The organism is Proteiniphilum sp. LBM24028, from assembly GCF_056629195.1.
The window spans coordinates 1,576,526-1,592,083 of record NZ_CM152817.1; the positions used below are offsets into that span (position 1 = coordinate 1,576,526).

The 15,558-nt window shown below is 39.0% G+C and carries 9 protein-coding genes; 8 read left to right on the forward strand and 1 reads right to left on the reverse strand.

What is annotated here, in order from left to right; genetic code table 11:
• Positions 1-663 precede the first annotated feature (663 nt).
• Positions 664-2,193, forward strand: a complete 1,530-nt coding sequence (locus AC1HCU_RS06305) for a serine hydrolase domain-containing protein (RefSeq protein ID WP_480370421.1) — start codon at positions 664-666, stop codon at positions 2,191-2,193.
• A gap of 54 nt (positions 2,194-2,247) precedes the next feature.
• Here AC1HCU_RS06305 and AC1HCU_RS06310 read toward each other — a convergent pair whose 3' ends face one another.
• A complete protein-coding gene (locus AC1HCU_RS06310) occupies positions 2,248-2,523 on the reverse strand; it encodes a hypothetical protein (RefSeq protein ID WP_480370423.1) in 276 nt (91 codons plus the stop codon).
• Positions 2,524-3,077: 554 nt separating this feature from the next.
• On the opposite strand from AC1HCU_RS06310, the gene arr reads away from it, so the two are divergent.
• From arr to AC1HCU_RS06345, 7 genes are all read left to right on the forward strand, one after another.
• Positions 3,078-3,527, forward strand: a complete 450-nt coding sequence (gene arr, locus AC1HCU_RS06315; RefSeq protein WP_480370426.1) for an NAD(+)--rifampin ADP-ribosyltransferase — start codon at positions 3,078-3,080, stop codon at positions 3,525-3,527.
• A gap of 787 nt (positions 3,528-4,314) precedes the next feature.
• Complete coding sequence (locus tag AC1HCU_RS06320) at positions 4,315-7,443, forward strand: SusC/RagA family TonB-linked outer membrane protein (protein WP_480370429.1); 3,129 nt, start codon at positions 4,315-4,317, stop codon at positions 7,441-7,443.
• A gap of 21 nt (positions 7,444-7,464) precedes the next feature.
• The gene (locus tag AC1HCU_RS06325) at positions 7,465-9,399 is read left to right on the forward strand and encodes a RagB/SusD family nutrient uptake outer membrane protein (protein ID WP_480370432.1); all 1,935 of its coding nucleotides are present in this window, start codon (positions 7,465-7,467) and stop codon (positions 9,397-9,399) included.
• 30 nt (positions 9,400-9,429) lie between these two features.
• Positions 9,430-10,638 (forward strand): DUF5000 domain-containing lipoprotein, encoded by a 1,209-nt coding sequence (locus AC1HCU_RS06330; RefSeq protein ID WP_480370434.1) that lies wholly within the window; start codon positions 9,430-9,432, stop codon positions 10,636-10,638.
• A gap of 32 nt (positions 10,639-10,670) precedes the next feature.
• Positions 10,671-11,837, forward strand: coding sequence for a DUF4998 domain-containing protein (locus tag AC1HCU_RS06335; protein ID WP_480370437.1), 1,167 nt, complete (start codon positions 10,671-10,673; stop codon positions 11,835-11,837).
• 171 nt (positions 11,838-12,008) lie between these two features.
• Entirely contained in the window at positions 12,009-14,540 is a 2,532-nt protein-coding gene (locus AC1HCU_RS06340; RefSeq protein ID WP_480370440.1) for an alpha-L-rhamnosidase-related protein, read from the forward strand.
• Positions 14,541-14,660: 120 nt separating this feature from the next.
• Positions 14,661-15,548, forward strand: coding sequence for an AraC family transcriptional regulator (locus AC1HCU_RS06345; protein ID WP_480370443.1), 888 nt, complete (start codon positions 14,661-14,663; stop codon positions 15,546-15,548).
• Positions 15,549-15,558 lie beyond the last annotated feature (10 nt).

Consider the following 15,558-nt stretch of genomic DNA (forward strand, 5'->3'; position numbering starts at 1 on the left):
ATAAAGAACTACGTACAACGCACAATATAAACAGTTGTTGTTCCGTTGATTGTGAAACTTTTGTTCCCACACCAACATTTTTCCCAGCGGATACGAACGCACCCCGAAAACCCAACCATTTCATATTGTCAGCCGTTGTGCGGTATGCCAATAACCTATGAAATATCATATTGGCGTAAATGACGTAAATATGACGTAAGTATGACTTGAGCAATTAATGATATTAAGTATACTTTTGTTCTAAATTTTAAAATATAAAAAATGAAGAACAAAGAATTAGCACAAAAAATTAAAACCTTGAGAAGTAGAAAAGGTTTGTCCCAAGAATATCTATCTGAAAAAAATGGACTTAGTTTACTATCATCCAAAAATTAGATTCCTAAGGAAATAAAGCATAGCACATAACAATGATACAAATAATAACAGAGTAAATAGTAAATTCAAGGGTTGTGCGCTTCAACTTTTTTTGTATTTTTGACAGGTAGATACCACGCTGTCGGCTACTATTCTTTTTCTCGCCGTTAGCCGTCAAGGGAAAACTGTACTTTATGGTTGCCTTTGAAAAGTGGCTGGTGCGTGAATATGAAAAGGTTCTGCTTTGCTTCATTGCTAATTCGGTTACTTTTCCAGTAAAACATAATGCACATATAAAGACTAAATAATATGAAAGAATCAAAGGAACTAATATTCTTTGTTTGCGTGGCTTTTTGTTTGCTAGTTCCAAACAGATCAATGGCACAAGCAACAAGCTTATTTTTTGAAAATGATAGCATTGACAAATACATACAACAAGCAATTGAAAATTGGCAAATACCGGGAATAGCCGTTTGCATTATAAAAGACGGGGAAATTTTGCTTCAAAAGGGTTATGGTGTACGGGATTGGGAAACAAAAAATAAAGTCGACGAACAAACCATATTTCCCATTGCTTCGGTAACAAAAACATTCACCGGGACATTATTTGCTACAATGGAAGCTGAAAATAAAATATCTTTAAATGATTTAGTAAAAAAATGGCTACCATGGTTGACGATGAAAGATAAGCTATATGAACAGCAAATTACGCTTACGGATGTACTGTCTCACCGTTCAGGATGGAAAACCTTTCAAGGTGACTTCCTCAACACAGAGACCACATTGGATTATGCGACCATGATTAATTTGTTCAGTAAAATCCCCCCCGCTTATCCAATAAGGACACGTTTTGGATATTCGAATTTTGGGTTTATGATTGCTGGCGAATGTGTGAAAAACATTACCGGTCTAAACTGGAATGAATATCTGCACAATAGGTTTTTAATTCCACTTGAGATGAAACGGACACTTGTTTTTGAGAAAGATATCATTATCGATACAAATAAAGTGACTGGTCATACCGTTATAAATGACTCCCTTATTGTTCTTGCACCTCATAAAATCGAGCCTTTCAGTCATGGTGGTATCTATGCAAGCATCAAAGATTTGGGTATTTGGGTGAAAGTTTTATTGAACAAGGGAAGCTTCGAAAACAAAAATATTATCCCTGAAAGTGCAATAGAAAAAATGTGGCAAAGTAATACCATAATAGGTAAATCAAAAGCAGCAGATAGAGAGTTGTATTTTAAAACCTATGGGCTAGGATGGGAGATTTTTCAATATCAAAATATTGAAGTGATGCAGCATAATGGTGCTTATGCAGGAACTTTAACTTCAATGGCACTTATTCCTAGACTAAATTTAGGTATTGTCATATTAACAAATCAAGATAATCACCTTTTACATGAAACCCTTAAATGGCAAATAATTGATGCGTCTCTCCAAAGAAATGCACCGGATTATACATTTAGCAATATAGAGCGTCAGAAAAAAAGAAATGCGGAAAATAACACTCAGATTAAAGAGGACAGGGCTGAAAGAGAAAACTTTTCCATCAACATGGATTTTATTGTTGGCACATACTTTTGTGATTATTACGGCAAAGCATACATTCAAAAACGGGGCAATGAATATGTTCTTTCCTTGGAGCATCACCCCCAACTTCAAGGAGTATTCTCAATATTCAAAAAAGATATGCTCACCTGTACTTATAATCAACCCATGTTTGGAACTGTTCAGTTTCCTTTTGTTTTTGAAAATAATAGAGTGAAATCATTTAAGTTGTTTGTGGATGGGTTTGTAGAGCCAGATGGTTATGAATTTAGGAAATTGAAATAATAAAATCACGAACCGCTAATTTGAGGATTGCTATTCGGACGGTAACAGTAATCCTCAAATTACATATTGAACCGGTTGACTAAAACCTGCCCTACGGCTTTGACGAAGTATTCGGTCAACCACGGTAGGTACACCTAAAAGACTTGTCTCCCCGTCACTCTTGGGCATCTCTACCCAAAAAATGGACTGTGGCAAGCAAGTGCCGTTTACCAATGATTTCTCTATATTTTCCCTGTTCCTTGTCAGGTGATGGTCGTATAGTTCATCTACAGGCATTCGATCAACTCCGGCTGAACCTCTGTTCTGCCTGACCTGTTGTAATGCATGCATCAAACAGTTGTTGTTCCGTTGATTGTGGGACTATGCATAGCGGACTTAAATGGTCATCGCAAAATAGGACTATGTTCAAAAATGGGTTCGGTTATTACTGTGACAATTGTGGTGAAATAATTCCTGTACAAAGAAACTAGACATCATCAATAGTACTGGTTTTGACTTTCCCGATTTGGGGATGGTTTAGAAAAGCATTAAAACAAAACTGGTTAAACAAGCAACCCGACAGATATGAAACATAAATCTTGAAATTTCGGAAACGAAAAATTAGACTAAAAATTGGTTAAAATCAGGTCTCTTCTTTGGACTGTTTATGTTTATTACAATGCAAATCCTTTTCCCATTGATCAAAAACTAGGATATTACTCAAAAAAGTATTTTGATTGGGATACCATTATGGTTAATTTGTGGATTTAGTTGGAGATTGACTATAAAATGGTGGATGATGAATAAGAAAGGGAAAGAAAACAGGGACCATAACACGCGGTTAATGAGCGTTGTAAAACAACCGGCAATCAAAGACAACAGACAGTAAAAAATAAAATTTCACAATGGAGAATAAGAATAACGAACAGAAAACGAATAGAAAAGGTGCGACACCTTTCGCACAGACTTTTTTTCACGGGACAAAAGCAGACTTGAAAGTTGGTGACTTAATAGAAGCTGGTTACAATTCTAACTACGGACAACAAAAAAATGCAAAATATATCTTCTTGACAGCGACATTAGACGCTGCAGTTTGGGGAGCAGAGCTTGCCTTTGGAGACGGACGGGAAAGAATATACTTAGTAGAACCAACAGGAGAAATTGAAAATGACCCCGACTTAACCGACAAGAAGTTCCCTGGAAATCCTACACAATCTTTTCGTTCAACTCAACCATTTAGAGTTGTTGGAGAAGTAACAATATGGCAAGGACATCAAACCGAACAAGTAAATGCAATGAAAGAACACCTTGAAAAATTAAAAGAACAAGGCATTAATTCACTTAATGACGAATGATATTGGACAATTTTTGAAATAGAAAAAATAAATACGGAGTTAACAGTAATAATGCAAGTACTCCAAGATTGATAATGAAAACAAATGAGATTCGGACTTTTCTCTCTATCTGTTTGTATCATATCAGAAAATAAAACACTTCCCATTTAGACAATGATTACAATTGAATTTTCATTGATTATTAATTGTTTGCCATAAACGAAGAGAACCTTGACAGGAAAAAAAGCATATCATTTTCATCTCTTTTGTAATACCCGGGAATCAGTCCGAAAAAAATACAGGTGAATGATGATAAGATTTCAATATTAGCAACCCGGCAAAGTGGCTCCCTATTCACAAAGGACATCGCTACAGGGCAGAAAGATGTGATGATGCCAATGTGCCCGTGATGGAAACACATTCTTAAAAGTACAATTTACGTCATTTCGTACATGTGAAACTTTAAATTTTTGCAATTTTACATTGATCAATCCTGTTTTTGGGTACAGTCTCACAGGATATAAATATCATTTTTATTTAAAAAAGAAACTAAAATCCATAGAATTTAACATTAAAACGGCATATCGCGCTGTTTTAAAATCATTTTTTACATCCAGGGACAATTCAGGGACTCTATCTTTGCTTTGTATTTAAATTTATATATTTTTCTGTATAGACATAAGAAAAGATGTAGACTTCCTCAACGTGGGCACTTGCTTAATATGCTCATTAATAGCAATATACAACCCACTATATCTAATCAACAATTCAAACTAAATCTAATTATTAAACAAAGAAAAAGAACAAGATGAAAAAAAAGTTAATTTTTCTATTTTTAATTTCTTTATTACTTCCTATTTATTTATCTGCGCAAGAGAAACAGGTAAGCGGGAAAGTAATAGAATCGGAAACAGGTGAACCTTTGCCGGGTGCCACAATTCAGATTGAAAATTCAACGCGGGGAGTTACGACAGACATAGATGGGTCTTTCGAAATTAGGGCCACTTCTACCGACAAGCTGGTAGTCTCTTTTCTCGGACTACAATCGCAAACTATCACGGTAGGAGCCCAGACCTACCTTGAAATAACCATGAAGGCGGCAGCCAGCGAATTAGACGAAGTGACCGTTGTTGCTTTCGGGAAGCAAAAGAAAGAGAGCGTCGTAGCTTCTATATCAACGGTCAATCCCGGAGAATTGAAAATTCCTTCAAGTAACTTAACAACTGCATTGGCCGGGCGGATGTCCGGACTGATCGCTTATCAGCGAAGCGGTGAACCGGGCAGGGATAACGCAGAGTTTTTCATTCGTGGTGTAACCACTTTTGGATATAAGAAAGACCCGCTGATCCTAATTGACAATAATGAGTCATCCAGTACGGAACTAGCCAGAATGCAGCCGGATGACATTGCGAGTTTTTCTATTTTGAAAGATGCGACAGCAACAGCCCTTTATGGTTCGAGAGGAGCCAATGGTGTTATCCTCGTTTCGACCAAGGAGGGACGGGAAGGCAAGGCCCGGATAAATATCAGGTATGAGGAAGCCCTCTCCCAGCCGACAAAAATAGTGCATATGGCAGATCCGGTCACCTATATGCGATTGCATAACGAGGCCATCCGGACAAGGGATCCGCTAGGTAAATTGATGTATTCGGAACACAAGATTCAAAACACGATAAACAAAACCAACCCTTATGTATATCCGGCCACTGACTGGTATGACATGTTATTCAAAGATTATTCCAACAACCATCGGTTGAATTTTAACCTGTCGGGCGGGGGAAAGGTCACCCGTTATTACCTTGCCGGAAGTGTAATAAACGACAACGGGGTATTGAATGTTGACAATAAAAACAATTTTAATAACAACGTCCAATTGAACCGGTACATGTTGCGCTCGAACGTGAATATTAACGTTACTCCGACAACGGAAGCAATTGTACGTCTGTCGGGAGCATTCGACGATTATAAGGGTCCCCCTCAAGGTGGCCAGCGGATTTTTCAAATGGTGATGCATACAAATCCGGTATTGTTTCCCCCTTATTATGCACCCGATGCAGCAAATGAATATACGGAACATATATTGTTCGGCAATTACGACAACATGCAATATTATAACCCGTATGCAGAAATGGTGAGAGGATATAAAGAATATTCAGAGAGCCAAATGGGAGCCCAATTTGAATTAAAACAGGATCTTGAATTCATCATGGAAGGTCTCTCTTTTCGTGCTATGTTCAATACAAACCGGTATTCATACTTTGACGTGGTAAGGCAATATGATCCGTTTTACTATACCGTAGGGAGTTACAATAAAGGAAAAGATACCTATACGCTTTCTCCCCTGAATGAAGAACATGGGACGGACTACCTTTCTTATAGTGAAGGGCCTAAAAACGTAAATGCGGTCACCTATTTTGAGAGTGCGTTAAACTGGGCACGTAATCTTAATGAAAAGCATGACTTGGGAGCGCTTTTGGTCTATACCATGCGGAATGAATTAAAAGGGAACGCGGGGGATCTGCAAAGGTCGTTACCATACAGGAACCTTAACCTGGCAGGACGTATCACGTACGCCTATGATTCACGATATATGTTTGAAGGTAATTTCGGATATAATGGGTCGGAGCGTTTTTCAAAAGCGGAGCGTTTTGGATTTTTTCCTTCTGCCGGCATCGGATGGAATATCTCAAACGAAAGTTTTTACGGGGAAGGATTGCGTAAGATTGTGAGCAGTCTGAAATTAAAATCCACATACGGATTATCGGGAAACGATGCTATCGGTGATGCCAATGACAGGTTCTTCTATCTTTCCAATGTGAACATGAACAGCTCGAGTCACCGCTCTTCATTCGGCACATTTGGGAATAGGGGCGGTCTGACCAAAGATGGTGTTTCTATTAGCCGGTACGCGAATGACCAGATTACCTGGGAAACTTCGAAGAAATTTAATATTACCGCCGAGATCGGATTATTTGAAAAAATTGATATTCAAGCAGAATACTTTCAGGAAGATAGGAGCAATATCCTGATGAACAGGGCATTTATTCCTTCAACCATGGGACTACAAGCTGCTACCCGTTCCAATGTGGGTAAAGCCGCTGCCCATGGAGTTGATGTTTCCGTAAATATGAACCATTCCTTTAACAAAGATGCATGGATAAGCGGTATAGCCAACTTCACTTATGCAACCAGTGAATTTAAAGTATACGAAGAGCCTGATTATCCCGATGCTCCATGGAGATCGAGAATTGGATATCCATTGACTCAAACCTGGGGATATATTGCTGAACGCTTGTTTGTAGATGACGAAGAGGTACGCAATTCCCCGACACAGTTTGGCAATTATAAAGGCGGAGATATCAAATATAAGGATTTGAACGGGGACGGGAAAATCACAGAATTGGATATGGCTCCCATAGGATATCCTAGAACTCCTGAAATTACTTACGGATTCGGATTATCATCCGGCTATAAGGACTTTGACCTCTCTTTCTTTTTTCAGGGAAATGCAAGGACATCCTTCTGGCTTACAACATATAATGACTTTGGTCGTGGAATTGTAGATGTAACCCCGTTTATCGGGGGGCAACAAGGGTTGATGGAGGCTATCGCCAACAGTCATTGGTCGGAGGCAAACAGGAATGTATATGCCATGTGGCCGCGTCTGTCGACCACCCATATAGAGAATAATAGCAGGACGTCTACATGGCTGATGCGAGATGGCACGTTCCTTCGCCTGAAGTCCGTCGAGTTGGGATATACTTTACCTGTACACATCGCGTCCAAAGCCCATATGTCTAATTTACGCATCTATTTTAGCGGGACAAACTTGCTCACATTCAGCAAATTCAAGTTATGGGATCCTGAAATGGGGGGGAACGGGCTAGGATATCCTGTCCAAAGAGTATTTAATATGGGTATACAATTGAGTTTTTGAAGGTTTTAAAACAGAATTAAGATGAAAACAAGAATAATAAAAGAGATAATACTTTTTGTCTGTGTATTGTATACCACATCATCCTGTGATTATTTAGATGTTGTCCCGGATAATGTGGCTACAATCGATTACGCATTTAAAAACAGTATTGCCGCCGAAAAATACTTATACGGGTGTTATAGCTACAGGCCGGCAATCGGGGACATACAGAATGATCCGGCGATGACCGGGTCGGATGAAACGACACAAAGGTACGTGCAGATGGAATTAGGGACAAGATTTGTCACCTGGGGAGGAACAAAGATAACACGTGGATTACAAAATGCCAATGAGCCGATCATGAATACATGGGATGGTAACCGTTCATTGTGGGTAGGTATTCGTGACTGCAATATTTTTCTTGAAAATATCGGTAAAGTTAGAGATTTGATGGAACATAACCGAAGAAGGTGGATCGCGGAAGTTAAATTTTTAAAAGCTTATTATCATTATACCCTAATGAAGCGGTACGGCCCGGTTCCTATTGTAGACGTGAACCTGCCCATCTCGGCCGATGTGACTGCAGTTCAGGTTTATAGGGAACCCATAGACGATGTAGTGAATTACGTGATTGGCCTGATTGAAGAAGCGATACCGGATTTACCGGAAACGAAAGAAATTGTAGAAGGGACAGAAGCCGGCAGAGTAGATAAACTAATCGCCATGACGTTAAAAGCGGAAGTACTACTTTTTGCGGCAAGCCCGTTGTTTAACGGCAATACCGATTATTCGGGAATGAAAGATAACAAAGGCAGGCAGCTATTCCCATCAAGTTACGATCCCAATAAATGGCAGATAGCCGCTGATGCTTGCCTCGAAGCTATTAACGCTGCCCATGAACAAGGAAAAAGGCTGTATAATCAGTTGGATCCGTTGTTAATTAATGAGCATGAAACATTACAATTGGAGATAAATTACAGGCAGGCTATTTGTGACAAATGGAATTCCGAATTGATATGGGGTGGGACAAATAATGATTGCGGGATTCTTGCACGTGACGCTTCAACAAGAATAATCCGGATGAGTCCAACCACCTTAACTTCCGTGACAAGTGAATGGTCCCCAACGCTGGGACTAGTAAACAAATACTATTCCACGAACGGTGTTCCTATAGAGGAAGATAAATACTGGCAATCCAAAGGATGGTACCAGAATAGATATTCCATTCGTCCCGAACCCTCTGACGATGAAGAGATCTACTATGTGAAAGAAGGAGAAAGAACTGTATATTTGCATTATAACCGTGAACCTCGTTTTTATGCTAGCATCGCTTTTGACAAGGGGATTTATTTTGGTGCCGGATACAATACATTCAAAGATGTCAAACATTGCGAATTTATGAATACCCAAATTTCAGGTTTCCAGGCCGGAGAAGCAAATAGTATTACAGGCTATGGAGCTAAAAAAATGAGCCACTATAAAAATACACAGCAATATGACAGGACGACTTGGGAATATTTTCCATTTCCTGTTTATCGGTTGGCCGATTTATATTTGATGTATTCCGAAGCATTAAATGAAGCGGGAGGACCGGAGGATGAAATATTCAGATACTTGGATAAGATCCGGGAACGAGCCGGATTGGAAGGAATTGCCAACTCATGGACAAAATACTCTACAAACCCGGAAAAAATTAACACCAAAGAGGGCAGAAGAAACATCATCCGCAGAGAGAGAGCGATAGAATTGGCTTTTGAAGGGAAGCGCTTTTGGGATATACGGAGATGGAAAGAAATAGAGATTTACAATACGGACCCGCAAGGATGGAATATCATGGGGGAAACGCCGGAAGATTTCTATACAGTCCTTCCCTTGAGAAACGAATCGGTGAGGTTTACCGTAAAAGATTATTTCTGGCCAATACGGGAGTCTAACTTGTTTGTGAACAAAAACCTTGTTCAAAACTATGGTTGGTAAATTATCAAGCATTTATAACTATAATATAATATGAAACTAAAAAAGAATTGTTTTATCCGGTTAGTTTTGGGGATGGTATTTCTTTATTCATGTGGAAATGAAGAGCCTGTAGGACAACAACCTCTGGATAATATCCCGCCCGGAATAATAACAAATGTAAGTGTGAAGAATATTGCGGGAGGTGCTGTTTTCCACTATACACTTCCTTCCGATGAAGACCTGTTATATGTAAAAGCAGTTTACTCCATTGACGGGGAAACGGAAGTGGAGAGCAAAGCTTCGGCTTTTGTTGATTCACTGTTAGTGTTGGGGTTTGGTGACACCATACAGTATCAGGTGAAGTTGATCGCGGTGGACAAAAGTCGTAATGAGTCCGACCCACATGTTGAAACGATAAGACCGCTCATTCCGGATGTCCTTTCTATTTCTAAAACCCTTTCAATTGTTTCAGACTTCGGAGGATTACTGGCCACATGGGAAAATCCAAACAAGGCAGATATTTCGGTTAATATTGAAATAGAGGATCATAACAGGGAGTATGTGCCCAAAGAAATATTCTATAGTTCCTCGATAAAAGGAAAAGGAACCGTACGGGGTATGGATACGATCCCTTTTCATTTCCGGACTTACCTGCAAGACCACTGGGGAAACAAGAGCCCTTTTAGATATGACACGATTATCCCGATTTATGAAACGGAATTCGATAAATTGAAATTCGCCAAAGTGACAACATCAGGAGATATACCCCCTTATAATTCAAACTACGACATACATAGGATATGGGACGGGAACAAAGGGGGTGACCCGTGTTATAGCTCCCCTGCAGGAACGGGTATATGGCCTCAATCTATTTCTTTTGATCTGGGAATAATAGGAAAAATCAGTCGATTACGGTTATTTCAGAGGACTGCGAGTCCAAGTTATATTTTTCACGAAGGGAATTTGAGAAACTTTGAAGTATGGGGATGTGTAAATTACAATCCGGCTCAACCGGGGTGGGAACAATGGACTAAATTGATGGAGTGTGAATCTATTAAGCCATCCGGATTGCCTCTTGGAAAGATCTCTATTGAAGATGAAGAACAAGCTCGAAACGGGGAGGATTTTACGAATGATCCTAATAACCCGCCGGTACGCTATATAAGAATATTGGCAAAACGAACCTGGGCCAATGGAGCCAATTTTCAAATCGGAGAGGTGGAAATTTATGGCGACAACAGGCCATCAGTAATGCAATAGAAAATATTAGTAATTTAAATGAATGATTATTTATGAATAATTTGCTGGAAATAATTTATATATCGGCCATAACGGTTTGCCTGCTGCTCGTTTCATGTTCCGATATGAACGAATTGAGCGATCGTTTTCTGAAAGAAGGAGAAACTACTTATGCCACATTGCCTGATTCTGTAACTGTTGGAGCCGGAAAAGAACGCGTACAATTTGAAATATTTATAACAACAAACAGAGTAAAAACAACGCGTATCTATTGGAATAACCACACTGATTCGGTAGATATTGAAATAGGGAATCAAGCGGGAGTATTCTATAAGACCATAGAGAATTTACCGGAACAAAGCTATCTGTTCGATCTGGTTAACTTAGATCAATATGGTAATCGGTCTCTTCCCTATGAAGTGTCCGGGCGATCTCTCGGGGAGAAATATGAAAGTACAATGTTAAACAGGCGCCTTGTCTCTTTGAGTGCAAATAACGCCGGAAATAAAGTATTGGTGTGGGGCGGTATGGATGAGTCTCTGGATGCCAAGCACACAGAGATATCATATACCAATATCGACGATGAGAATGTACTGATGGAAGTTCCTTTATCTGAAAATAGTACGATTATCACAGATCTTAAACCCGGTAGTTTACCCAAATATCGCACCGTCTATATTCCGGATGAAATGGTTGTTGATGTTTTTTACACCGACTTCACGGACGCTTCTCTTGCTTACGACGGTGATTTTTTGTTAATTAAATCCGAAATTTCAATTATAGGGTATTCAAATCAACACGATTCGGGGGACAATGCAGCTAAACACGCCCTTGATAATAATTATACCAACAGATGGCATACACGTGTTGGTAAAAATTATCCCCATTGGATGGTTTTTGATATCGGCGGAGAAGTTCTTGTGAGTAGATTTTCCATATGGCCTTCGGTATTTGGTTTAGAAACAGGAAAAATATTTGATAATAGACTGCCTGCTACATTCTCTCTTTGGGGAAGAAATGATGAACCTCCCAGTGATAATTTGTCTGGAGAAGAAGGGTGGACACAATTGGGAAACTATTCAATTGAAGAAAGAGGCGGAGAACAGACCTTTATTATAGACAATCCAATTCCGGTGAAATATCTCAAGATGAGTTCACCTAATGGGTTAAATGGTACAACAATGATGGTGATCGGAGAGTTTGATATTTACTCCAGATAATTCATTTATTTTCTGGATAAAAGGGTGTATTAAAACAGTTATCTCAACTTTATTTAATACACCCTGCCCCACCCATTAATGAGAGTTTGTTGATTTTTTATACTCCTATTACAATATTATCATTTAACGGGTATCCGTTGTAAAATATCCTCTCAATTAACAATGCAAAAAATGTCAAAAATAAATACTCTATCATTTCTTATTGCAATAGCATTGCTTCTTCCTGGGAAAATTTTCGCAGTAAATAAAATTCTGGATCGAAGTAATATACCTCAGTTTAATTCAATCGTTCACGATCCTTTAACAAAAAAAATCATTCTTTCAGATCCAAACGGGAATCTCATTTTACAAATAGACTATACAAAGGGTTGCCGAATAACCGAATTAAGCATAAAAGGGCAAAACACATTATCACCTGCAGGCGTTTACACCGGATTCAGGACTAAGGGCGGAGCGTTCACCTCTTTAGCCGGTATCGATGAAATCGATGTGGAAGAGCAAATGGGAATCATTACTATAAGAAATATTATTTATGGTGATCATTCAATTCAGGTGAATGAGTCTTGGATTTTTGAAACAATTGGTGATAAGATTGTTTGGCATATAGACCGGGAATACAGCGGGTTGGCAAAACTGGAGGAAACCTCTTTCCCTCAATGGAACTTTAGTGATTTATCCGTCTGGAAAGGTGGGATACTGGATAATGGCGGGGTTATCTGGTGTAAATATCTTAGTAAAGTGAATAATACATACGGCGTACACACTGGTGGAGTTACTTTTTGGAATCCCGACAATGGAAATGCTTTCCGAATAGATGCAAAAGCAGATGGTAAAAATATTGCAGCTAAATATTCACTAAATGAAAATCAAGAATTTGTATGTACGCATTTTGTGACAGACACCGAATTGGAACCACGTTACAATTTGAACCGTTTTGTGAACGGACGATCGGATGTGTTTGCTTCATTTGACGTACATCGTGGAATGACCTCGATAACGTTGGAAATGGAATACATTAATTATGATATGGCATATTCTCGTGGTGTACTTCCGGGTATCGACGAAAAAGCAGTTCGGGAATTGATGAATACAACCGGACGTTATGGCGTTGTCGATAATGGCATTGTGGGTGCCAATGGTTGGCTTACAAACTGGAAATGCTTGCATGAACCATTTTTCGCACAAATAGGCATGGCTTTGGGGGATGACAATTATATTCTGAATATGGGAACTACTCTGGATAGGGAAAGAGACCATGCATTAACCTCTGAAGGACGCGTCTTGTCGCGCTGGCATAATGAAGACGAAGACCAGATGCCTGGCACATTTAATTATAAGACCGGATACTACGAGGCACGTTGGGGATATACTGTCGATTCACAAACCGGATATATTATTAATACGGCTGAACAATTTGACTTATGTGGCGATGTTAATTGGTTACTTTCGCATAAAGCCAGTTGTGAGAAAGCATTGGACTGGCTAATCAGACGGGATACAAATGATAATGGAATTTTCGAGATGATGAATAATTCCATTGCGGAAAAAAAGGCAAGCGATTGGTTGGATATTGTCTGGGCTTCTTTTGAAAATGCTTTTGTAAATGCCCAAATGTATGAAGCCTTGAGTCTATGGGAAGAATGTGAACGGATTCTTGGTGATATGGAAAAAGCGGAATACTACCATAAAATAGCCAAACGACTCAAAGAAAATTTCAATAAGTCGGTTGATGAAGGCGGTTTTTGGTCACCAGAACAAAAGCAATATATTTACTGGCGCGATAAAGATGGCTCTGTGCATGGAGATAATCTGGTTACTCCCGTCAACTTTGCCGTTATTGCATTTAATCTTTGCGATGACAAAAAACGCATCGCACAAATCCTTGATCAGATAGAGAAGAGAAGTAATGCTGAAAATCTTTTCCATTGGCCTTTATGCTTCGATTCTTTCAAAAGGGAAGAAGTGGAATCGGGCAATTGGCCCTTCCCGAGATATGAAAACGGAGACATATTCCCCACCTGGGGATATCTGGGTGTCAGGGCTTATGCTGGATATAACAAAGAAATAGCATTGAAGTATATACGTAATCTTTTAGCACAATATAAGAAAGATGGCCTTTCTTCGCAGCGTTATAGTCGAGAAACTCAATTGGGTTTGGGTTCGGATATACTGGCTGGGATATGTACAAGCGTTACGGCTCTCTACCGGGATATCTATGGTATTCGTCCCAAATGGAACCGGATGGGATTGGAACCCAATATGCTTAAGAACTTGAATGGAACAGTCTTTAATTACTCCTTGCGCAATACACTTTATCAAGTCATATTGAATACGAATGATTATGAATTGCGCAATGATAACTTTTCCGTGAAAAGCAGAGAGGCTTTTGGTGTGTCATTCAAGAATAAGGAACTGGCAGTCTTCCCTCACAATAGAGAACAAGTGATCCTGAAACTAAAAGGAGATTCGAACCTGCCGATATCTGTCGAACTTAACAGTTATACCGGAAAGAACCTCTCCTGGAAGGTAACTTCTGCAGGCAATTACCATGTTACCGTCGAAGGATTAGATCCTGCAGAGAAATATACAATATCAATCAATGGAAAGAGCGTCAATATAGAAGTAAACAGGGATGGAGAAGCCTCATTTTCTTATTCTTGCATAAAGCCAACGCTCTTTAGTTTGAATGGAAAATTGGGATAGACAATCACTTTTAGGCAATTATATTACTAGCTGAAGTTGAATAAATAATACTTCTCTTGTAAAAATGCGATTTTTTTATTTTTTTTGTTTAGAGAATCCCTACATGGACATTGAACGGATATGAAATATAATAATTCGGGGATAGATTTTAAATACCTGTTGGTCAATGAACGGGATAAAAAATTCGGGTTGACAGTCGATTCGGTTGGTTTTCAAACTATCCCTCCGAATACATTCTATCCTCCTTCAAAACACCCTAAAAGCCATTTTTTCAAACCCGACGAAGGTCGTGTTTTATCCTCAAATCATATCGTATATATCAGTAAAGGAAGCGGGAGTTTTTCTTCAGCAACTACCAGAAGAACAAATATTGCAGAAGGGCAGGTTATTCTTCTGTTTCCAGGTCAGTGGCACACCTATAATCCTTCGAAAGAAAGTGGCTGGGACGAATATTACATCGGTTTTTGGGGGGAGATTATTGATAATATTGTCGCTCACGGATTCATATCTTCTGATAATCAAATCCTCAATGTAGGTATAAATGGGGATTTAGTGAACCTCTATGTGAATGCCATACGAGTTGCCAAAGAAGATAAGCCAGCCAGCCAGCAATATTTAGCCGGTATTGCACTTAATATACTGGGAACTGTTCTATCTTTAACTCAAAACAAAAAATTCGACTCAAGAGAACAGGCAAAAAAGATTGAACTCGCAAAAATCATCATGATTGAACATATTCACGAAAATATCAATATGAAGGAGTTGGCGGGGAACATAGGCATCGACTATTCAACATTCAGAAAAATATTTAAAGAACATACAGGATATGCGCCATTACAGTTTTTTCATGAGCTTAAACTGCGAAGAGCGAAAGAGCTGCTGACAGAGACCTCCAAACCGGTTAAGGAAATTGCCTATGAACTGGGTTTTGGGACTTATGAGTATTTCCTATCTTTTTTTCTGAAAAAAACGGGAAAATCTCCATCAAATTATAAAAATAAAAGATGAATTGAACAAA